Origin of the sequence: Streptomyces lonarensis (genome assembly GCF_012033735.1) — a bacterium.
In the GTDB taxonomy this organism is placed as follows: domain Bacteria; phylum Actinomycetota; class Actinomycetes; order Streptomycetales; family Streptomycetaceae; genus Streptomyces; species Streptomyces lonarensis.
In genome coordinates, this window is the sequence record NZ_JAAVJD010000020.1 from 20,962 (window position 1) to 41,699 (window position 20,738).

The window sequence follows — 20,738 nt, forward strand, 5'->3', positions numbered from 1 at the left end:
GGCGCGCCCCGGCGCCGCAGCCGCCCCGAGGAGAAGATGAGCGATGCGATTCGTCGTACGGCCCGACTGCATGCTGCCCAGCGCATGGGCCGCGTTGCCGCGTGGCCCCCGGACCATTGACCACCCTTCCGGACGCCCCTTCGTCGACGGGGAGTGGGAGGACCACGAAGTCGCCACCGCAACCGCCCGCGGCGTCCGGGTCGTCCTTCTCGGCGCGTTCGACACGGACGGCGACGCGCTCGCCGAGCACTGCGTGCGGCTGAGTCGTGGCGGTGGCGTCGAGGCACTGGCCTCGGCCGTGCCGGGCGCTTACCACCTGCTGATCTCCGCCGGCGGACGCGTCCGCCTCCAGGGGACGCTGTCGTCTCGCTACCAGCCGGTTCACCGGAGTCTGGACCGCGTCACCGTGGCCGCGGACAATCCGGCGGCTCTCGCCACGGGGAACTCCCTGTCACAGGTCTCACCGGAGAGGCTGGCGGTACGGCTCGTGGCTCCGCTGCCGCCGTGGCCCCTCGGTGAGAAACCGGTGTGGGACGACGTGAACGCCCTGCCCGCCGGCCACCACCTGGAACTCGACCGCGACGGCCAGGCCCGCACGAGGCGCCACTGGAACGCGCCGGACGCCGCCGCACCCATGGCCGAGGCGGCCCCGGAGATCGCGCGTGCCCTGCGCGCCGCGGTGCGGGCCCGCCTGCGCGCCCACCCCACCATCGGCGCCGACCTGTCCGGGGGGCTCGACTCGACGAGTCTGTGCTTCCTCATGGCGGCCGAGGAGCCGGACAGCCTCCCCACCCACAGGGGCAGCGCCCGCAGCATGCTGACGTTCCGCTGGGAGGTGGCGGACCCGAACAACGACGACCGGCAGTGGGCGGAGTTCGCGACCACCCGCCTGCCGGACGCAACGCACATCGTGGAAGGCGGCAGCTCCGCACCGGCGTGGTTCGGCCGGATGGCCGAGCCCTACGACGACCTGGAAGCACCGCAGGCCTGGATACGCACCCGCGCCCAGGACGAGCACAAGGCGCGGCTGCTGGCGGGACGCGGCGTGACCGCGCACCTGTCGGGCGACGGTGGGGACGAGCTGTTCCACGCGACTCCCACGCATCTGCACGCGCTGATGCGCACGAACCCGCTGCTCGCGCTCTCGCACGCACGCCGCTACCGCGCGCTGTACCGGTGGGGGCGTCGCGCCACGTTGGCCGGTCTGGTCCGCTCCCGCAGTTTCCGGGACGCCCTCCTCTCGACCGCGGACACCCTGCACGCCCCGATCGGGGTCGCGGGCGGCAGACCGGACTTCGGCTGGGGCGCCGAGACCCGACTACCGGGATGGGCGAGCGACGACGCGGCCGCCGCCGTCGGGGATGCCGTGCACGACCTGGCCGACACGACTCCGCTCTCGGGATCGGCGCCGCAACACCTGCTGCTGGCGGACGCCCGGACAGCAGGCGAGGTGACACGGCAACGGTCACGGCTGTCGGAGCAGATGGGGCTTTCCTTGCACGCCCCCTTCCTCGACGACCACGTCATCGAGGCCGCCCTCGCCGTCCGTCTGGCCGACGCGGTGCCCGTCGACCGGTACAAGCCCGGGCTCACCGAGGCGATGCGCGGCATCGTGCCGGCGCGGCTGCTCGAACGCCGGACCAAGCACGAGTTCAGCGCCGACGCCTACGCGGGGCTGCGCCAGAACCGGGGAACGCTCCTCGGTCTGTGCGAGGACATGCGGCTGGAGAAGCTCGGCCTCGTGGACGCCGCGGCTTTCCGCGCAGCCCTCACCGCCCCCCACCTCAACGCTTTCAGCATCATCCCGCTGATTCCGACCCTGGCCTGCGAGAACTGGCTTCGGTCCCTGCCCGACGGAGGACAGCGATGACCTACAGACTTGCCGACGGAGTGACCGTGGCCGAGACGGACGGGGGCACCGTCATCCTCGACCTCAGGACCGGCGCGTACCGGCTGCTCAACGAGAGCGGTGCCGCCGTCCTGCGGCACCTCACCGAGCACGGTGCACAGGGCGACGCGCCGGCCCGTGCGATAGCCGAGCTCAGCGCACGCCACCCGGAGGCGGCCGACGCCATACCCGGCGATGTCCACCTCGTGGTGCGGGCGCTGCTGGAGGCGAAGGTCGTGGAGCGGTCATGAGCCTTCCCGTGACGTTGGAGCCCCGAGCCGCGCGAGACGCCGTCCCGCGGACCCGCAGGTTCGCCGCCCGTGCTGCGGTCGCAGCCGCCTTCCAGCTGCGCCGCTGTCGGCCGCAGCGCCTGCGTGGGCTCTTGGAGCTGGTGAGCCGGGGCGCACGGCCGGCCACCTCGGCCGAGGCCATGGAAGCTCGCGAAGCGGTGGTCGCGGTCAGCGTCCACTGCGCCGGGCAGGGGTGCCTGGAGAGGTCGATCGCCACGTTCCTGCTGTGCCGGCTCTCCGGTCGCGTGCCGGAGTGGCGCACCGGTGTGCGGCTGGAGCCGTTCCGTGCCCACGCGTGGGTGGCGGTCGGTGGTGTCCCCGTCGGAGAGCACGAGGAAGTCGCCACCTACGCAGTGACGATGGGGGTCCGGTGAGCGGCGCCTGGTGGTCGGCCGCCGGACAGACGCTGGTCGTGGTCGTCTTCGTCATGTCCGCGCTCGGCAAGTTCCGGAGCAGGGCTCGGTTCCGCTCCTTCACCACCTCGGTGGAGCAGCTGCCGTTCGTGCGAAGCCGACGGGTCGCCACGACTCTCGCAGCCCTGGTTCTCCCGTCCGAGGTCGCGGTTGTCGCCGCCGTGCTGATCCCGGGGACGACCCGCTTCGGGCTGGCACTGGCCGTCGGCCTGCTGCTGTTGTTCTGCGCCGTCTCGCTGAGCGTCATGCGTTCGGGGCTTCTGGTGGACTGCCGGTGCTTCGGCCGGCGCGCGGTGATGGGAGGAGCGACCGTGGTCCGGAACCTCCTCATGGCCGGCATGGCCGCGGTGGGTGCCCTCGGAGCCGGAGGAACGCTCACGGACGTGACCGGCTGGGCGGACCGTCCGGCGTGGACGGCAACCGCGGCCGCCACGGGAGTGGCGCTCGCACTGGTACTCACCCAGCTCTGGGACGTGGTGGTGGGCGGCCACGTGCAGCGCTCGCTGCTGCGCGCCCAACGGGCGGAACCGAGGAGCGCCGCGCACGCGGTCGAAGGCGCCGCGGCGGCGGAGCAGCCGGGCCCGGCAGGAGGCCCCGCAGCCGAGGCCGGGGCCGGCGCCGAGGCCGGGAAGCTGACGGCCGACGAGCATGACAGCCGCGGCGGGGAGCGCGTCTCGCCCGGCGCCGGCCACGTGGGCATCGGTGCTCTCTTTCCCTATCTGCGTCCCCACCTGAAGGTGCTCGGCGCGGTCTCGGCGCTCTCGGTGGCGACCGCGGCGGGCCTGCTCGCCCAGCCGATGCTGATCCGGTCGGTCCTGGACGGCCTGCACGCCGGGGCTGCGGTCGGCGGGCTGCTGCTCGCCCTGGTGCTCCTGCTGCTGATGTCGGGAGCCGCCTCCGCGGTGCGGGACTACCTCCTGCACCGGACCGGCGAGGGCGTGGTGCTGTCCGTACGGAAGCAGTTGGCCGCACGGATGCTGCGGCTGCCGATGCCCGAGTACGACCGCCGACGCACCGGGGATCTGCTGGCCCGGTTGAGCAGCGACTCGACTCTGCTTCGTTCGGTGGTGACCGGCGGCCTCATGGAACTGCTGAGCGGGGTCGTCGTCCTGGTGGGCGCCGTCGCCCTGATGCTGCTGCTGGACCCGCTGCTCTTCGCGGTCACCGTACTGGGCCTGGCGGGCGCGGTCGGCGCGGTGGCAGTCGCGCAGCGCATCCAGGGCGCCTCCACCGCAGCCCAGGAAAAGCTGGGCGAGATGACCTCCGCCACCGAGCGTGCCATCTCCGGCATCCGGACGGTGCGGGCGGCCAGGGCCGAGGAGCGGGAGACACGGGAGATCAACCGCTGTGCGCACGGCGCCTACCGCGCGGGCTTGCGGATCGCTCGGCTGCGGGCGTTGGTCGGGCCGCTGATGACCTCTGCCGTCCAGGTCGCCTCACTCGTCGTGCTCGGCGTCGGCGGCAGCCGCGTCGCCGCAGGCGCCATGAGCGTCGGGGACCTGGTCGCGTTCGTGGCGCTGCTGTTCATGATGATGATGCCGATCCTGCAGGCCGTCGGCGCCTACGCGGATCTGCAGACCGGGCTCGGAGCGCTGCGGCGCATCGAGGAGGTGCTCTCGTTGGCGGAGGAGACGGCCGGCGACCGCCGGAGCGGGCCGGTGCCCGTCGCCGCCGCGCGAGCTGCGCCGGCCGGACAGCCGGTCGGACAGCCGGCCGCTGTCGAGTTCGACGGGGTGACCTTCGGATATGACGCAGCCGATCCGGTGCTGCGCGAGGTGGCCTTCCGGGTGCCCCCGGGGTCGCGCTGCGCCCTGGTGGGGCCGTCGGGCGGCGGTAAGTCCACGACGCTGGCGCTGATCGAACGGTTCTACGACGTCGACCGGGGTGCTGTGCGGGTGGACGGGGTGGATGTGCGCGACCTCTCCCGGGCGGATCTTCGGGGCCGGATCGGCTACGTCGAACAGGACGCTCCCGTGCTGGCCGGGAGCATACGCGAGAACCTGCTGATCGCGACCCCGGAGGCTGATGACGCAGACCTCATGGCCGCGCTGCGCGCGGCTCAACTGACGGAGCTGGTCGAACGCTCACCGGCCGGTCTGGACGCCCCCGTGGGCGAATCCGGGGTGCTCCTGTCCGGGGGGCAGCGCCAGCGCCTCGCCCTGGCCCGCACGCTGCTGACCGGCGCCCCGATCCTGCTGTTGGACGAGCCGACGAGCAATCTGGACGCCCGCAGCGAGCACGCGCTGCGCCGAGCGCTCGACGCCGTCGCCGAGCACCGCACGCTCCTGATCGTGGCGCACCGGTTGGCGACCGTCGTCGATGCCGATCAGATCGTCGTGTTCGACAACGGCAAGGTCGTGGCAGCGGGCGGACACGACGAACTGACGCGGAGCAGCTCCCTGTACCACGAGCTGGCCGCGCATCAGCTGCTCGTCCGGTAGAGCTGCCGCCCACCCGACCACCCCGGGGCCGCGCGTCGAACGCCGGACACCGGGGTGGTCGCGGGAGCGGGCGGCCGAGCCGGTCAGTCGTCACCCAGCGCGGAGCGGACCAGCGCGAGGAGCTGTTCGTCGGTGAGGCCGAGTTCGCGGCCGTCCTCCACCAGCACCCTGATGTCGGCGGCCAGCCGGGCGCGCGCCTCCGGCTGGACGCCGGTCACCACCGCGCCACGGCCGCGCCGCAGCTCGATCAGCCCCTCGTCCCGCAGCTGCTGGTAGCCGCGGAGCACCGTGTGCACGTTCACCCCGAGGGAGGCGGCCAGTTCCTTGGCCGAGGGCAGCCGCTCCCCCGCGCCGGCACGCCCCTCGGCGATGGCGCCGCGGACCGAGGCCGCGATCTGGTCGCCGAGCGCGACCGGGGAGGCGGTGTCGAGTCGGAACAGCACGTGTGATCACTCGTCCTCGTCGCGCCGGCGTTCCACCAGCGCGTTCAGTGTTTCGGCGGCCTGCCGGGCATCCCCGACCACCACGACGAACTCCCGCCCGGAACGCAGGCGTACACAGAGTGCCTCACCGGAGCGCATCACCACACCTGTGGTGCCCGGCCGCATGCGGTAGCCCCAACCGCCGAACTCCGCTGGTGCGTTGACGTTCCGTACCCCGGCCGACTCCACCTCGGCCAGTTCGACGAGCTTCGCGGGCGCCCCGAGGCCGGCGGGCGCCACGCGCAGTCCGCGCCGGTCCACCGTCACCGTCAGCCGCGCGAGCGCCGCCACCGGCACGACCGAGAGAAGCGTGACGACCGCACCGGTCCACAGCTCGAAGTACGCCAGCACCAGCGCGGTGAGCAGCGTGAGCACGGCCACGACGCCCATGGCCCGGGAGCCGACCCGGCGGGACCACGCGACCGTCTCGCCCGTGGCCAGGGGAACGGCGGCGGCCGGCGCGGTGGCGCCGGAGTCGGGCAGTTCGACCTCCGGCACGGAGCCCACGATCCACCAGGACAGCGCGCCGGCGAGACCGGCCGTGGCGATCGCCGTGAGGAGGTCGCCGGAGCCCAGGGCGGCGTCCTGCGCCTCCACCAGGTCGAGGTTGGCCGCGGTGGCGGAGGTGATCACGGCCCCCAGCAACCCGGCGGTCGCCACCCCGCCCGCGACCAGCAGCCGGGCGGCGGGTTCCACGGCCCGCGGCGCACCGACCAGTGCGCCGAAGAGGCCCCCCACGAGCGTGAGCAGCGGCACCGCGGTCCAGAGGAGGGCGGTGCGGCCGGCGAACCCGTCCGCTTCACCGGAACCGGTGAAATGCGAGGCCATCGGATCGGGCAGCCGATCCCACCAGAGCACGAACGTCCCGGCCACGACGGCCAGCGCGACCATGTAGGCGGTCGCCACCACCAGCACCGCGCGTATCTTCCACTGCCGTTGGACTCCCCGCATCGAACCCCCTCCGCAACCGCTGCTCCGAGCGGCGCCACCCGTCACTCACGAGAGACCATTATTCGCATGCAACTAGAACAATGCAATGCCTCGCGCCACAGCCGTGACGGAGGTCACGACGCGCGGCGGACTGGGCCAAACAGCCCACCCGTCGCGATTGGATCTCATATCTGAGATATGGTCGATCGCATGAGCGATGACTACCTCTCCCGCATCGGCAAGCTCATCCGCGACGCCCGGCAGCACCGGGGCTGGACACAGCTGCAGCTGGCGGAGGCGCTGAACACCAGTCAGAGCGCCGTCAACCGCATCGAACGCGGTAACCAGAACATCAGCCTTGAGATGATCGCCCGTATCGGTGAAGCCCTCGACTCCGAGATCGTGTCCCTCGGTTACTCGGGCCCGATGCACCTCCGGGTCGTCGGCGGTCGCCGCCTCAGCGGCTCGATCGACGTCAAGCCCTCCAAGAACGCCTGCGTCGCGCTGCTCTGCGCCTCCCTGCTCAACTCCGGCCGGACCGTGCTGCGTCGCGTGGCCCGCATCGAGGAGGTCTTCCGACTGCTGGAGGTCCTCGGCTCCATCGGCGTCCGGGTGCGGTGGATCAACGACGGCGACGACCTGGAGATCGTGCCGCCGGCAGAGCTCGCGCTCGACGACATCGACGCCGAGGCCGCCCGGCGCACCCGCTCCATCATCATGTTCCTCGGTCCGCTGCTGCACCGTGTCGACCAGTTCAAGCTGCCCTACGCCGGCGGCTGCGACCTCGGAACCCGCACGGTCGAGCCGCACATGACCGCGCTGCGCCGCTTCGGCCTGGAGATCGCCGCCACCGACGGCACCTACCACGCCCAGGTCGACCGCTCCGTCACCCCCGAACGGCCCATCGTGCTGACCGAGCGCGGCGACACCGTGACGGAGAACGCCCTGCTCGCCGCCGCGCGCCACCCCGGCGTCACCGTCATCCGCAACGCCTCGTCCAACTACATGGTCCAGGACCTCTGCTTCTTTCTGGAGATGCTCGGTGTACAGGTGGAGGGCGTCGGCACCACCACGCTCACCGTCCACGGGCTCGCGGAGATCGACCGCGACGTCGACTACTCCCCCTCCGAGGACCCGGTCGAGGCCATGAGCCTCATCGCCGCCGCGGTCGTCACCTCCTCGGCGCTGACGATCCGCCGGGCGCCGGTGGAGTTCCTGGAGGTCGAACTCGCCGTACTGGAGGGGATGGGGCTCGACTACGACCTCACCCCCGAGTACGCCGCCGACAACGGCCGCACCCGACTGGCCGACGTCACCGTCCGGCCCTCCAAGCTGGAGGCGCCGATCGACAAGATCCACCCGATGCCGTTCCCCGGCCTGAACATCGACAACGTGCCGTTCTTCGCGGCCATCGCGGCATCGGCGCACGGTCAGACCCTCATCCACGACTGGGTCTACGACAACCGCGCCATCTACCTCACCGACCTCAACCGGATCGGCGGCCGCCTCCAGCTGCTGGACCCGCACCGCGTGCTGGTCGAGGGCCCCACCCGCTGGCGCGCCGCCGAGATGATGTGCCCGCCCGCGCTGCGGCCGGCCGTCGTCATCCTGCTGGCGATGATGGCCGCCGAGGGCACCTCGGTACTGCGCAACGTCTACGTCATCAACCGCGGCTACCAGGACCTCGCGGAACGCCTCAACTCGGTCGGCGCACAGATCGAGATCTTCCGCGACATCTGACGGCGGAGGTGTGGTGCCCCTTGGCAGCAAGGGGCACGACGCCTCAAGATGCCAGCTGACCTGCGGATACTCACCTTCACGACTTTCACTGACCACCGTTGTTCTTCAGCGCCTTATGCAACGCATGTGCGAGATGATCTTAGATAGTCGACGATGCGTCAGGCGACCCTGAGCAGCCGTCAGCCACCCCGCAGAGTCGTCACCGAACCACCTGGCAAGGTCCGATGTCGGTCGCGTCACGCCGACCGCGGTGGTTGGCGATACGAGGAGCTATCTGCCGGTGACCGTGGCGGAGCCGTCGGTTGATTCAGGTTCATTACGCGCGCATCGGTCGCATCGTCTAGATTAGTGTCCAGCCGAGACGCGTCACAGTACGCACGTCCGGCTGTGCAGCGACGATGTAGGGGTGAGGTTGCAATTCTGAGCCTGGGGCGGGGCCGGCCTCCGCACCGCACGCGAGACGCTTTCACGCCCGATCGGGTTCAAAGCCAACGTGCTTCGAGCTGCTCCGATCGGCTCTGCGCCCACCGGTGGATCAGATGCCTTCGGCATGAGGGGCGGTCGCTCATGACGATCACGCCGCGGCCCTGGGCATCGGACGCGGGTCTCGTGCGGGAAATAGGGGATCAGTTCGACAGAGCCCTCGCCTCCCACCGGGCCAATGCACACCTCGTCTCCGAGCACGCCAATCACGAGGAGTCCATCCGGTTCGAGGATACGCGAATCGGGCACTTCTGGAACTCGTTCAGAACGCCGCCGACGCGATGTCGGGGATCAGCGACAACTGGAGCCCTACCGAGAGCCTGGCCGTGGGGTGCTGCCGGACGGAACAGAGCTGGCAGTCGCCTCTACTACCGTGACGTCCTCGTCGACCGAGCGCCGAGAATAACCCGAGATCTTACGAGGATGCATGGCCGAGGACCAGAAGTACGACGAGGTCGATGCAGTTGTTCGCATCCCCAAGGGCGAGCGTCTCGCCGAATCGCGGAAGAGCGAAGGCTGGAGTCGTGGGTTCACTCCCAAGACGAGTGACAAGGGACCGGAGCACGTCGAGATCCGCCTGAAGGCCGAAGACGAGTCAGGTTCCGCAGACAAGACCGAGATCGTCTACGTCACCGAGTACGTGGAGGATCAGCGTCCTCAGCTCACCCCCGGCCAACAGGCCCAGGCTGACCTCGCGCGCCAAATCATCGAGGGTCTCGTAGAAATCGCAAAACCTCTCGTTGCCCACTGGTGGCACACTCAGACCGTGCCATTCCTCGTTGCCAAGCGCGAAGCCTTCGTGCTGAAGCAGCAGGCCCGCAGAGCCCAGAAGAAGGCCTCGCGGGCCGGGGTCACGACGACACCTCCTATTGCTGTCCCGGGGAACGAGGCTGACGCGCCTTCCCAAGATGTGGCCACCGCGCGCAGCGACCCGAAGGTCACTGTGACGAGCGAGCAATTCCAGCAGATGTTCATGACTTGGCTCGCTCGTGAGGACGCCCAGCAGGCACTCTGGAGCCTCATCGTGGCTGCCGAGGTCGAGAATGGCGGTGCCGCCACCCTGGCATGGCAGCAGGAACTGACGGGGCTTTCGCCTGAGCAGCGAACCGAACGGGTCATGGAGTTTCTAGCTACCAACCCCTCGATTCTGGAGGACTTCGCTCGTCAGCTCATGGGCAGCGTGACTCTGGGGCTCAGCGAGACGACTCTCAGGCGCGACCGGGCGTAGAGCCGTGCCGTTTCAGATGGCGCATCACTAGCTATAACGCGTGCGCAGGCTGTCCGTGAACGGAGCACGATCCGCCACGGGCATCTGAGTCCCCCACGGCACGCAAAGGGTCGACACCGCAGGCTCTGGGCGGCCGTGTCCCCCATTCACTTCCGGCCGGGTCGCAGGGCACGCGGGTTGCCCGTCGATGCCGTGCAGGCGGTCAGCCCCGGCACCCTGTCTTCGACGCGGTCCGGGCTCCGGGAGACACGCGGTGCCGGTGACCAGCAGAACCTCCCGCCGGCTCCGGACGAGCCGAGTGGCCATCGACTCTCCGGCGCTCAGGAAGCGGCCCCTTCGGGGGCCGGTCGGCGATCCGGTCCGGTGGTCAAAAATGTGACGACACCGTCGTCGGAGCGTGGGAGGCTCCTTCCGCGAAGCACCGCGGCGGACTGCTCGCGTTCTCCTCTCTGCCGTCTTCGGGCAGTCCGCTCCGATCCTCGGGGAACAGAGTCGGTTCCTGCTGGACGAGAACAAGCACGTGCGCCGCGCACGTGCCGCCCTCGCCGCACGCCGACCCAGGATTCACCGGTTGTCCCAGCGCACCTCGCATGCCGCCCACCCTGACCTGCAGGCCGACTGCGGCGACTGCTTCGGGCTGTGCTGTGTGGCACTGCCCTTCTCACGGTCGGCTGACTTCCCGGTGAACAAGTCCGCCGGCACACCCTGCGGACATCTCCGGAAGGACTTCCGTGGCGGAGTCCACGAGCAGCTGCGGGACAGGGGTTACAACGGCTGCGCGGTGTTCCACTGCTTCGGCGCGGGCCAGAAGGTCTCCCGGGTCACCTTCACAAGCGTCAGCTGGTGTGATGAGCCCGCCTCGGCCCGCGCGATGTTCGAGGTCTTCCCCATCATGCGCCGGCTCCACGAGCTCCTCACGTACATCGCGCAGGCCCTGGACCTGCCCTCGGCACGGCCCGTCCACCAGGAGCTCCGCCGCGCGTACGAACAGATCGACGCACTCACCCGGGAGACGCCCCAGACCTTGCTCGAGGCCGACGTCGACGCGCTGCGCGCCACGATCGACCCGCTGCTCCTGCGCACCGCCGAACTGGCACGGGCGGCGGTGCCGGCGAGCGGGAGGAACCACCGGAGAGCCGACCTCGTCGGCGCGCGGCTGCACTGCGCGCAACTGCGGGGCGCCGACATGCGAGGGGCCCTGCTCATCGCGGCTGACCTCTCCGGCGCCGACCTCCGTGACGCCGACCTGATCGGCGCGCACATGCGAGACGCCGACCTGCGTGGGGCGGACCTCCGCAACGCAGTGTTCCTGACTCAGTCTCAACTTGACGCCGCGCGGGGTGACGCGCGCACGCAGATGTCCCCTCCGTTGACGCACCCGCCGCACTGGGCGACCTGAAGCGGACCGCCGAAGAACGCTCACGCGTTCTCGCCGGAACGCGTCTCACACATGCCGTCGCGGGCCCCGGGCTCGGCAGGGCGGGCCGGGGATCAGCCGAGCCGGGCGGCGGGGGTCGGCGCGGCGGCGCCCGCGTGCCCGCCGGCGGCCACCGCCGCTGCCGGGGCCGGGGCGCCGTTCCAGGCCATGCGGGACCACGGCAGTGCGATCTCGCGTGCCGACCGGACCTGGCGGGGCGCCAGGTGCTCCACCGGGACCGCGTCGCGGTGCCGGGCGAAGACGGAGTCGACGTACCGGTGGCCGGTGTCCGCGGCGACGAACAGCACCGTCCGGTCTGCGGCCGTCCGGTGCTCCCAGCGTGCCGCCAGGTAGGCCGCGCCGGCTGAGAGGCCGGCGAAGACGGCGTGGCGGCGCAGCAGGTCGACGCTGCCGGCGAGGGCGGCGTCGAAGGCGGTCCAGTGGACGGTGTCGTACCGGTCGTGCCGGACGTTGCCGAACGGGATGGAGCTGCCGATCCCGGCGATGATGATCTCCGGGTCGGCGACGTGCTCGCAGCCGAAGGTGACGCTGCCGAACGGCTGGACGCCGACGAGCCGGACGTCCGCACCGCGCCGCCGGAGCTGCTGGGCCAGTGCCCCGGTGGAGACACCGGTGCCCACGCCGCCGACGAGGGTCAGCGGCCCGTCGCCGAGCTGTGCGGCGAGCCGGTCGGCGACCTCGGCGTAGCCGAGGTCGTGGATGTCGTCGTGGTACTGACGCATCCAGTGGTACTCGGGGTGCTCCGCCAGGATCTCCCGGATGCGGGCGACCCGGCGGTTCTGGTCCAGCTTGAGGTCGTTGCCGGCGCGCATCAGCTCCAGGCGCACGCCGAGCACCTCCAGCTGTGTGCGCAGTGTGCGGTCGACCGTGGCGGAGCCGATGATGTGGCAGCGCAGGCCGTAGCGGTGGCAGGCCAGCGCGAGGGCGTAGGCGTAGATGCCGCTGGAGCTGTCGATGAGGGTGTCGCCCGGCCGGACGGCGCCGCTCTCCAGCAGGCGGCGCACGGCGGCCAGCGCGGAGACCACCTTCATGGTCTCGAAGCGGAGGCAGAGGAGGGAGTCGTCGAGGCGTATCAGGTCCGGGCGGCCGACCGCATCCGATATGTGGTCGTCCACGGGGTGGTTCCTGGGCGGTGACGGGACGAGCGAGGTGGGTGTCACGACACCGCCCGGTAGCGGTAGACGGTGGTGGCGTCGGCGCTGAACTGCGAGAAGGGGAACGGTTCCGCGCACAGCGCCGTCACCCCCGCTCCGAGGAACGCGCGCGCCACGGCGCTGCCGGTCTGTGCGTAGACGACCAGGGGGACGCCTCGCTCCCGGCAGCGGCCGAGGACGGTGTCGAAGGTGCCGTTGCCGAGGGTCATGCCGGTGGCGACGACGGCGTCGGCGGTGTCGAGGACGTCGTGCATGTCGTCGGTGATCGGGTCGCCCCAGCGGGTGGTCCGCAGGTTGAGGTCGCAGAGCAGGGGTTCGCCGCCGCGTTCCCGGATGGCGGCGACGAGCGGATTGACGACGCCGATGAGTCCGACGGTGCGGCCGGTCGCGCTGCCGAGCAGCTCGGCGACGGCGGCGTCCCGCGCGGCGGCCCGGTGTTCGGGCGTGCCGGTGGCGAGGGTGACGGCCTCCGCGCCGGCGGTGTCCCGGTGCGGTGACGCCGCGGCGAGGCAGGCGTCGAGCGCCGCGATGCGCAGCGCGCGGGGGCCGTCGCGCAGCAGGGCGTCCAGGCTCGCCCCGCTGGCGTCGCGGCACACTGCCGGGTCGACCTCGTCCGCCTCGAAGGCGCAGGCGCCGAAGGAGTCACCGACGCGGACGAGGAGGTACTGGTTGCGGTAGGTGGTGTCCCCGCCGGCCAGTCGGGTGCCGTGGTGGACCCAGAACACGCTGGTGGCGGTCAGCCGGCGGGGTGGGGTTCCGTGGCGGCCGGCCAGGACGTCGGCGATCAGCTCTTCGACGGCGCTCACGAGCGGCCCCCGTTCCGGAGGCCCTGGTGGGTGATGCGGAAGAGGAAGGTGACGACGCCGTCCTGCCAGTCGTGGAGGTGGTCGATCCGCGGGTCGAACCCGTGGTCGAGCGCATGGCCGACCAGGGCGCGCAGGTCGGCGGTGGTGGAGGCGATGAGGAGGATCTCTCCTGCGGGGGCGAGGAGTTCGCGTTCCGCGAGTTGGGCGAAGAAGCGGGCGACGAGTGGGGCGCCGACGCAGACGTTGCGGACCACGTCGGGGTCGTCGCTCACCGGCCGGCTCACGGCCGGGGGGTTGAAGGTGACGACGTCGAACCGGCTGCCGTCCGGGACGGGGTCGAAGAGGTCGCCGACCCGAGGGTGGAAGGCGGTCCCCGGGCGGTCGCCGACGATCTCCCGGTAGTGGCGGGTGGTGGCGGCGATACTCGCCGGGTGGACGTCCAGGGCATGGACCTCGCGGGCTCCTCGCAGCCCGGCCGCGACGGCCTCCACGCCGAGCCCCACCCCCATGGCGGCGTAGCGGAGACCGCGCGTCTCGATACGGCCGTCGAGGACCCGGTCGTGGATCATGCGGCTGGTCCAGCCGGGGACGAAGACGCCCGGTGGCACGTCGAAGGTCCAGCCGTTCCAGCTGTGGGAGCGGGTGGTGTGCAGGTCGGACGAGGGCCGGTTGACGGCGATGATGCGGTCTGCGGGCAGCGGCGGCGGCAGCTGTGCGAGGAGGGCGGTGCCGGTCGCGGTGCGGTCCATGAGTTCTCTTCCGTTTTCGTCGGTGGAACGGGCGCGCGCATGCGGAGCCTCGGTGCGCGGCGGCGCGGTGCGTAGCGGACCGCGAGCGGCCGTCGGCGGTGTCCGAGGGGTGGGGGCGGAGGCATCGGGGCACAGGACGGTGGCGCGTACCGAAGTGGCACGGCCGAGAGCACCCTAATGGCAATGATTGTCATTGCGATAGTGTTCTTTCACGCAACGGCGCGCCCTGGCCTGAGGTTTGCGACCGAGGCGGCCGCACCGTCCCGTCCACTCGGACACCGCTCGCCGCGAGGACCGTGGCGACCGGAACCTCTCCCGTGCCACGTCAGGAGCCCCGGTGACCACTTCCGCCGCGCCACCCGGAACCGCGACCCTCCCGCCCCCGGAGCAGCCTTCGATCCTGCTCGACACGGCCTTCCTGCGACTCTGGGCAGGCGCGACCGCGTCCGGTCTGGCCACCTGGGCGCTGCCGTTCGTCCTCGGCCTCGCGGTTGTCGACCGAACCCTCTCGGCCACGGAACTCGGCCTGCTGCTCGCCGCGCGGACCGTCGGGTTCCTCGCGGCGGTACCGGTGGCCGGCGTGCTGGCCGACCGCTACTCCCGTCGCGGCGTCGTCCTCTGGTCCGGCCTGGCAGCAGGCGCGGCGGCGCCCGTGATAGCCCTCGGGGTGGACCGCTCGGTCCTGCTGATGGCGGCGGGCGCCGCCCTGGCAGGCGCGGGGCAGGGCGCCTGCCGGCCCGCCTACCAGGCGCTGACCGCCGAGGTGGTGGACCCCGGCCGGCGGCAGCAGGCCAACGCCGCCATGACGCTGGCGGTCCGGGGCACCGTCCTCACCGGGCCGTCACTCGCCGCGCTGCTCGCCGTCTTCCTGCACACCCGGACCCTGCTGCTCGGCATCGGCCTGCTCTGGCTCGTTTCGGCCTGCGTACCCGGTCGGGGAGCTCGGCGCACCGACGAGCGCGCCGAGCAGGACAACGACGCAGCGACTTCCCTCGTCGCGCAGTTTCGCGAGGGGGTCCAGGAGGCACGCCGCCACCCGTGGTTCCTCGCGGGGCTGGGCGCGCTGACGGCGGTCATCGCCACCGGCTACTCCGCGACCGGCGTCGTGCTTCCGACCGTCAGCCGGGACGACTACGGCAGCCAGGCGGTGCTGGCGGGCGCCGTCACCGCGTACACGGCCGGGGCGCTGATCGGGGCACTCCTCATCGCACGCTGGCACCCGCGCTCCGCCGGGTGGGTGGCGCTGACGGGCCTCGCCCTCTACGGCCTTGCCCCGCTGAGCCTGCTGCTGCCGGTGCCCGCCGCCGTGGTGCTGGCCGCGTACGCGGTCGCGGGCATCGGGATCGAGCTGTTCAACGTGCCGTGGTTCACCGCCGCGCAGCGGGAGGTCGCGCCGGACAAGCTGGCCCGGGTCTCCTCGCTCGACTTCCTGCTGTCGTACGGGCTCGCACCGGTCGGTCTCGCCGTCATCGCGCCGGCCGTCGCCGCGTTCGGCGCGGAGCCCGTGCTGCTCGGGTGTGCGGTGGTCTGCTTCGCGGCGCCCGCGCTCGCCGCGCTGGCGCCGGGCGCCCGCACCTTCTCCCGGCAGCCCTCCCGCGGACGGTGAGCGTCGGGCCCGGAGGGCCGGCCAGGACGGCCGTTCCCTCCGGGCCCGACGGTGTCGTCGTCAGTCGGCGAGCCCGTCCAGGTACGCGGCGAACTTCTCCAGCCCGTCGACGGTGCGGGGCCCGCTGATGCCCTCGTTGTAGTCGAGGACGAAGAAGTTGTCCTGCTGCACCCCGGGCAGCTCACGGGTGTGCGGCGACTCCTTGAGGAATTCGATCTTCTTCTCCGCGGCGAGGTCGCCGTAGTCGAGGATGACGACCACCTCGGGCTCCGCCTCGGCCACCGACTCCCAACTGACCTGCGTCCACCGCTCGTCGAGGTCGTCGAAGACGTTCCGGGCCCCGGCCGAGGCGATGATGTCGTTGGGCGGCACCTGACTCCCCGCGGTGAACGGCTGGTCGGTGCCGGAGTCGTAGAGGAAGACCGGCAGCGGGTCACCGTCCGGCGCGGCGGCGCGGACCGCTTCCACCCGCCCCTGCAGCTCCTCGACCACCTCGGCGGCGCGCTCCTCGACCTGGAAGATCGCGCCGAGCCGCTCCAGGTCGGCCCAGAGCGCGTCGAACGGCGCCATCCGCTCGGGGTGGCCGGGGTAGTTGAAGCAGCTCTCCGTGTGCAGGAAGCTCTGGATGCCGAGGGTGTCGAGGATCTCGGGGGTGATGCCGCGCTGCTCGCTGAAGCCGGAGTTCCAGCCCGCGACCACCAGGTCGGCGCGGGCCTCGACCACGATCTCCTTGTTGAGCAGGTCGTCGCTGAGCATCTCCACCTCGGCGTAGTCGGCCGCCCACGGCGACTCCTCGACCGGCGGGTTGGCCGGCGGCATGACGTAGCCGGCGACGTGATCCGTCAGGCCGAGGGCGAACAGCTTGTCCGCGCTGCCGGCCTCATAGGCGACCGCGCGCTCGGGCACGGTGTAGGTCACGGACTCGCCGCAGCGCTGGACGGAGGACGACGCGTCGGACTTCCCCTCGTCCTGCTCGGCCACCTCGGCGCCGCACCCCGCCAGGGCCAGCGCCATCACCACGGCACTTCCGGAGACGGCGGTGCGGCGCGCCGCGGCTGAGGGGGTCTTCGTGGGCATGGTGGGTCGCCTTCCGATCAGGAGGGATCGAGTGAGTACAACAACTGGGGTGCGCCGCTCACCGGGTGCGGCACGACCTCGGCGCGGACGCCGAAGACCTCGTCAACCAGCTGCGCGGTGAGGACCTCCGCCGGGGTCCCGGTGGCGACGAGCCGCCCGTCGGCGAGCACGCCGACCCGGTCGCAGACCGCGGCGGCGAGGTTGAGGTCGTGCAGCACGACGAGGACGGTGAGGCCGGCGCCGCGCAGGAACGAGAGCAGGCCGAGCTGGTGGCGGATGTCGAGGTGGTTGGTGGGCTCGTCCAGGACCAGCACCCGAGGCTCCTGGACGAGGGCGCGGGCCAGCAGCACCCGTTGGCGCTCACCGCCCGACAGGCCGGGGACGGTGCGTTGGGCGAGGTGCGCGATGTCGAGGCGTTCCATCGCCGCCCGGCACAGTTCCCGCTCCCGCGCGTTCAGCGGCTCGTTGCCCCGCCGGTGGGGTGCGCGCCCCAGCGCGACGACCTCCTCGACGGTGAAGTCGACGTCGACGCCGCCGTCCTGCGTCGTCGCGGCCACGGTCCGCGCGCTCTGCCGGGGCGTGAGGCGCGACAGGTCCTGGCCGCCGACGCGCACCGCGCCGGCGCTGGGGCGCAGCGCCCGGTAGACGCACCGCAGGGCCGTGGACTTCCCGCTGCCGTTCGGCCCGACGAGACCGACGATCGCCCCCTCGGACACCGTCAGCGAGAGCCGGTCCACCAGTGTCCTGCCGTCGGTCACCACCGACAGCTCCTCGATGCGCAACTCCATGTCAGCGGCCTCCGAACGTGTAGCCGCCGCGCCGCATCAGCGCGACGAAGACGGGAACACCGACCAGCGCGGTGATGACCCCCAGCGGCAGTTCGCGCGGCGCGACCACGGTGCGGGCCGCAAGGTCCACCCACACCATGAACAGCGCCCCGGCCAACGGGGCGACCGCGAGGACCCGGGCGTGCGTGGCGCCGACGAGGATGCGGACGACGTGCGGCATGACCAGCCCGACGAAGGCGATGGCGCCGCTCACCGCGACCATGACGCCGGTGACGAGTGAGACAATCACCAGCAGCACGGTCCGCTGCCGGCCCGCGGCCACGCCGAGGCTCGCGGCCGTCTCGTCACCGAGGGAGAGCACGTCCAGCACCCGGCCCCGCCGGTACATCAGCACCAGCCCGCCGAGCACCGCCACGGCCACCACCGGCAGTACGTCCCAGCTCGCCGCGCCGAAGCTTCCCATCGTCCAGAACAGCACCGTGCTGGTCGCCTCGTTGTTGGGCGCGAGGTAGACGAGCAGGCTCATCACCGCCTGGAAGCCGAGCGACATCGCCACACCGGTCAGGACGAGCCGCAGGGGCGACAGCCCGCCGCGGCCGGCGGCCGCGAGGTAGACCAGCAGCGAGGCGCCGAGCGCCCCGAGGAACGCGCCGACCGACACGGCGTGGATGCCGAGGACGGCCAGCCCGCCGGTGGTGGTGACGGCGACCGCCCCCACCGAGGCGCCCGAGGAGACGCCCAGGACGAACGGGTCGGCGAGCGCGTTGCGGACCATGGCCTGGATCACCACGCCGATCGCGCTCAGCCCGGCACCGACCAGCGCCGCCAGCAGCACGCGGGGGGTGCGGATCTGCCAGATGATCTGGTGGGTGGTCACCTCGTCCGCGCCGATGGTGCCGCCGCTGAGCGCCGCCCAGAGGTGGCGTGCGGTCTCGCCCGGCGCGATGACCGCCGGCCCGAGGCCGATGGCGACGACGACGGAGACCACCAGCAGAAGGGTCAGCACGGCGCAGGCGCCGAGCAGCCCGCGCCGGGAGGCGAGGCGGCGCTTCGGGCCGGGCGCCACCGGAGCCGCCGCCTGCCGCTGCTGCCCGATCACGGGCGTTCCCCGGGGTGGTACGAGTGGCGAGGGCGACGGCACGGGCCACCTGCGCTTTCCATCGATAATGGAACCCATGTTCAACAGAGGAGAACTTAGCCCCCTCTGCCCGCCGTTGTCCACCACGGATCCCACGCAGTCTCCGGGCACTGGCAGGGTGCCGACGGGATGAGACGCGGGCATCGCTCCACCGGCTGCTGCCGGCCTCGAGCACGTCGCGTCGGTTCCGCGACAGCGCGTGCGACGCGTCCCTCACCGCGCAGTGCGCGGGGACGGGGAGAAGTGCAGGCGTGTCCACGGCAGCCCGGCGCGGGATCGAGGCTTCGTCCGGCTACGGCTGCGCCGACGGAAGACGCCCGTCAAGGGCCGCCATCCAGGGTCCGCAGGGAGTAATCGAGCGGGAGAGCGGCGGCCCGAGGCCGGCCGTTCCCGGCGGGGCGCAGCGCGATTCGGAGATGCGGGCGAGGGCCACGGGCGCGCTCACCATGACCGCGTACTGCGCTCACGCGCGCTACCGCACCATGGGACGAGCGGCCTCCCGCCGCGGCTGCTTACTCCCGCCCGCTGAATGGCAAAGGCGTGGCGGATCTCGGGGCAGCAGCAGCTGCGGCGATCAGCCGCAGCCGCTGCCGAATCAGCGGACGATGGTCTGGATCTCCTGGACGGTGACGTCCTGGGTGGTGCCGAACGCGCCATCCGGCAGCGTCGCGCCGCTGCCGTCCGAGCCCTCCCAGCTGACCTCCCACACGACCGTCGCACTGAACGGGTACGGGCCGCGGTCGTGGGTCGCCCGGTGGTAGGTGACGCCGCAGGACGGCGCAGTCCCGGCGTCGGCAGCCGTGTACGGCCGACCCACACCGCCGTCCGCCCCGACCGCACAGCCGTCGTGCACCGTCGCATCGCCCGTTCCCGGGTCGAGCTCCACGCGTGACGGGGTCGCGGTCACCGTTGCCGACAGCTGCGAATAGCCACTGATCGACGCCGTCACCGACACCGGCGCCAGGTCGGACGCGTCCATCCACACCCAGGTCGCCAGGTTCACCTTCTGCGCGTCCGCCGCCGGGCTCAACTCGGCACGGACATCCGGGATCTCCACCTCGGCATACGCCAGCTCCGCCAACATCTCCGGCGTCGGGGAGTTGGGGTGCGGCGGCGGGGTGTCGTCGTGGTCCACCCAGAAGATCTGCGACTCGCAGCTAGCGGTCGAGCCGTCGGGGTGGTTCGGATTCGAGTGCACCGTCCACCAGGCCCCCTCGTCCTCCCGCCCGATGTTGTGGTCCTCGTACTGGCTGTTCTCGCCGTAGGTCTCATCGTGCGAGTCGACGATCTCCTGGGCATTGTGCCCCTCGGTCTTGTAAGCCTGGTCCTTGGCGTAGTTGTCCCACCAGTCCTTGAACCCCGACGCCGACCAGCGAGGCGCGTAATACGGCGACCAGTTCGACTGCCGTCCGGACAACGACCCACCAGCACCCGAATGCGGCGGATCGAAGACGACACCACCGACACCAGTCTCGGACACTTCGGCTTTTAGCTTCGACCCGTTGCGGCCACCGTAGAAATCGGTCTGCTGGCCCCCTCGCCCGGAGTCACCGGCGACGGCTGGCGACATCGCCACCATCGACATGCAGACAATCACGCAGACGGCAACTACTCGGCGCACAGCTGATCCTCTCGATCAGTTGTCATGATCACCGTCTGCCAGACGCCGTCATCATTGAGCTGCTGCCGAGCCGTGTAGTAGTACTTCCCACTGTCGGGGTCCTGCTCGCCGCTCTCCACCTCGATCAAGTAGGAACCCGCCATGTCCGCGCAGTATGTGGTGACCGCTGCGCTGTTTGTCTGCATCTCGATGGTGCGCTTGTAGTAACGCGTGGTGCCACCGAACGATAGGCCATCGTCGTGCATGCTTTCGATGTAGTCGATGCTCTCGAGCAGCGCGGAGTCCGCGAAGTAGAAAGGCAAAGCTGGCACCTGCGTGTCACCACTGGTGACGGCCTCGTCCACCGCGTTCACTCCACGCTCCTGGTCGGCGAGGACGGCGAGTTCGACCGGGTCGTCGGTGTCGACCTCCTCGAAGACGTTGTTCACGTCGTCCGGCAGGTTGATCTCCGGACGGTCGATACCGT

At 71.4% G+C, this 20,738-nt stretch carries 18 protein-coding genes; 8 read left to right on the top strand and 10 right to left on the bottom strand.

Annotation, left to right across the window (positions count from 1 at the left end; all coding sequences use genetic code 11):
* The first annotated feature begins 43 nt into the window (after positions 1-43).
* The 4 genes from HCN56_RS04955 to HCN56_RS04970 are packed head-to-tail and all read left to right on the top strand — an operon-like array spanning position 44 to position 5,032.
* Entirely contained in the window at positions 44-1,870 is a 1,827-nt protein-coding gene (locus HCN56_RS04955; RefSeq protein WP_167968244.1) for an asparagine synthase-related protein, read from the top strand.
* Positions 1,867-2,139 carry a PqqD family peptide modification chaperone gene (locus tag HCN56_RS04960; protein WP_167968245.1) on the top strand — a complete coding sequence of 91 codons (273 nt, stop codon included), beginning with the start codon at positions 1,867-1,869 and terminating at the stop codon, positions 2,137-2,139. The genes HCN56_RS04955 and HCN56_RS04960 overlap by 4 nt, the downstream gene beginning before the upstream one ends.
* Complete coding sequence (locus tag HCN56_RS04965) at positions 2,136-2,552, top strand: lasso peptide biosynthesis B2 protein (RefSeq protein WP_167968246.1); 417 nt, start codon at positions 2,136-2,138, stop codon at positions 2,550-2,552. Before HCN56_RS04960 ends, HCN56_RS04965 begins: the two co-directional genes overlap by 4 nt.
* Positions 2,549-5,032 (top strand): ABC transporter ATP-binding protein, encoded by a 2,484-nt coding sequence (locus HCN56_RS04970; protein ID WP_312871056.1) that lies wholly within the window; start codon positions 2,549-2,551, stop codon positions 5,030-5,032. The genes HCN56_RS04965 and HCN56_RS04970 overlap by 4 nt, the downstream gene beginning before the upstream one ends.
* 83 nt (positions 5,033-5,115) lie before the next feature.
* Here the strand turns inward: HCN56_RS04970 and HCN56_RS04975 are convergent, their stop codons facing one another.
* Entirely contained in the window at positions 5,116-5,475 is a 360-nt protein-coding gene (locus tag HCN56_RS04975; RefSeq protein ID WP_167968247.1) for a GntR family transcriptional regulator, read from the bottom strand.
* Between the two features lie 6 nt (positions 5,476-5,481).
* Complete coding sequence (locus tag HCN56_RS04980; RefSeq protein ID WP_167968248.1) at positions 5,482-6,465, bottom strand: DUF1648 domain-containing protein; 984 nt, start codon at positions 6,463-6,465, stop codon at positions 5,482-5,484.
* A gap of 189 nt (positions 6,466-6,654) precedes the next feature.
* On the opposite strand from HCN56_RS04980, the gene HCN56_RS04985 reads away from it, so the two are divergent.
* The 3 genes from HCN56_RS04985 (at position 6,655) to HCN56_RS04995 (ending at position 11,294) form a co-directional block, all read left to right on the top strand.
* A complete protein-coding gene (locus tag HCN56_RS04985; RefSeq protein ID WP_167968249.1) occupies positions 6,655-8,184 on the top strand; it encodes a UDP-N-acetylglucosamine 1-carboxyvinyltransferase in 1,530 nt (509 codons plus the stop codon).
* A 910-nt stretch (positions 8,185-9,094) separates the two neighbouring features.
* Complete coding sequence (locus tag HCN56_RS04990) at positions 9,095-9,895, top strand: hypothetical protein (protein WP_167968250.1); 801 nt, start codon at positions 9,095-9,097, stop codon at positions 9,893-9,895.
* Positions 9,896-10,466: 571 nt separating this feature from the next.
* A complete protein-coding gene (locus HCN56_RS04995) occupies positions 10,467-11,294 on the top strand; it encodes a pentapeptide repeat-containing protein (protein WP_167968251.1) in 828 nt (275 codons plus the stop codon).
* A 92-nt stretch (positions 11,295-11,386) separates the two neighbouring features.
* On the opposite strand, the gene HCN56_RS05000 is transcribed toward HCN56_RS04995, so the two are convergent.
* From HCN56_RS05000 to HCN56_RS05010, 3 genes are read right to left on the bottom strand one after another with little or no spacing between them, the layout of a single operon-like run.
* The gene (locus HCN56_RS05000) at positions 11,387-12,448 is read right to left on the bottom strand and encodes a pyridoxal-phosphate dependent enzyme (protein ID WP_167968252.1); all 1,062 of its coding nucleotides are present in this window, start codon (positions 12,446-12,448) and stop codon (positions 11,387-11,389) included.
* 41 nt (positions 12,449-12,489) lie between these two features.
* Complete coding sequence (locus tag HCN56_RS05005) at positions 12,490-13,293, bottom strand: Rossmann-like domain-containing protein (RefSeq protein ID WP_167968253.1); 804 nt, start codon at positions 13,291-13,293, stop codon at positions 12,490-12,492.
* Complete coding sequence (locus HCN56_RS05010) at positions 13,290-14,042, bottom strand: class I SAM-dependent methyltransferase (protein WP_167968254.1); 753 nt, start codon at positions 14,040-14,042, stop codon at positions 13,290-13,292. The genes HCN56_RS05005 and HCN56_RS05010 overlap by 4 nt, the downstream gene beginning before the upstream one ends.
* A 337-nt stretch (positions 14,043-14,379) precedes the next feature.
* Between HCN56_RS05010 and HCN56_RS05015 the strand changes: the two genes are divergently transcribed.
* Complete coding sequence (locus HCN56_RS05015) at positions 14,380-15,648, top strand: MFS transporter (protein WP_167968255.1); 1,269 nt, start codon at positions 14,380-14,382, stop codon at positions 15,646-15,648.
* A gap of 60 nt (positions 15,649-15,708) precedes the next feature.
* Here the strand turns inward: HCN56_RS05015 and HCN56_RS05020 are convergent, their stop codons facing one another.
* The 5 genes from HCN56_RS05020 to HCN56_RS05040 form a co-directional block, all read right to left on the bottom strand.
* Positions 15,709-16,725: an ABC transporter substrate-binding protein gene (locus HCN56_RS05020; protein ID WP_167968256.1), complete on the bottom strand. Its 1,017-nt coding sequence runs from the start codon at positions 16,723-16,725 to the stop codon at positions 15,709-15,711.
* A 17-nt stretch (positions 16,726-16,742) separates the two neighbouring features.
* Positions 16,743-17,513, bottom strand: coding sequence for an ABC transporter ATP-binding protein (locus HCN56_RS05025; protein WP_167968257.1), 771 nt, complete (start codon positions 17,511-17,513; stop codon positions 16,743-16,745).
* A 1-nt stretch (position 17,514) separates the two neighbouring features.
* Complete coding sequence (locus HCN56_RS05030) at positions 17,515-18,690, bottom strand: FecCD family ABC transporter permease (protein ID WP_167968258.1); 1,176 nt, start codon at positions 18,688-18,690, stop codon at positions 17,515-17,517.
* Between the two features lie 556 nt (positions 18,691-19,246).
* Positions 19,247-20,068, bottom strand: a complete 822-nt coding sequence (locus HCN56_RS05035) for a hypothetical protein (RefSeq protein ID WP_167968259.1) — start codon at positions 20,066-20,068, stop codon at positions 19,247-19,249.
* A 191-nt stretch (positions 20,069-20,259) separates the two neighbouring features.
* On the bottom strand, positions 20,260-20,738 hold a 479-nt coding region (locus tag HCN56_RS05040; RefSeq protein ID WP_167968260.1), incomplete at its 5' end, for a hypothetical protein.

Bases quoted from the DNA above. Each gene is read 5' to 3' on its own strand.
- HCN56_RS04990 (WP_167968250.1), top strand. From the start codon at position 9,095: ATGGCCGAGGACCAGAAGTACGACGAGGTCGATGCAGTTGTTCGCATC.
- HCN56_RS05025 (WP_167968257.1), bottom strand. From the start codon at position 17,513: ATGGAGTTGCGCATCGAGGAGCTGTCGGTGGTGACCGACGGCAGGACA.
- HCN56_RS04965 (WP_167968246.1), top strand. From the start codon at position 2,136: ATGAGCCTTCCCGTGACGTTGGAGCCCCGAGCCGCGCGAGACGCCGTC.
- HCN56_RS04960 (WP_167968245.1), top strand. From the start codon at position 1,867: ATGACCTACAGACTTGCCGACGGAGTGACCGTGGCCGAGACGGACGGG.
- HCN56_RS05020 (WP_167968256.1), bottom strand. From the start codon at position 16,725: ATGCCCACGAAGACCCCCTCAGCCGCGGCGCGCCGCACCGCCGTCTCC.
- HCN56_RS04985 (WP_167968249.1), top strand. From the start codon at position 6,655: ATGAGCGATGACTACCTCTCCCGCATCGGCAAGCTCATCCGCGACGCC.
- HCN56_RS04980 (WP_167968248.1), bottom strand. From the start codon at position 6,465: ATGCGGGGAGTCCAACGGCAGTGGAAGATACGCGCGGTGCTGGTGGTG.
- HCN56_RS04955 (WP_167968244.1), top strand. From the start codon at position 44: ATGCGATTCGTCGTACGGCCCGACTGCATGCTGCCCAGCGCATGGGCC.
- HCN56_RS05010 (WP_167968254.1), bottom strand. From the start codon at position 14,042: ATGGACCGCACCGCGACCGGCACCGCCCTCCTCGCACAGCTGCCGCCG.
- HCN56_RS05030 (WP_167968258.1), bottom strand. From the start codon at position 18,690: ATGGGTTCCATTATCGATGGAAAGCGCAGGTGGCCCGTGCCGTCGCCC.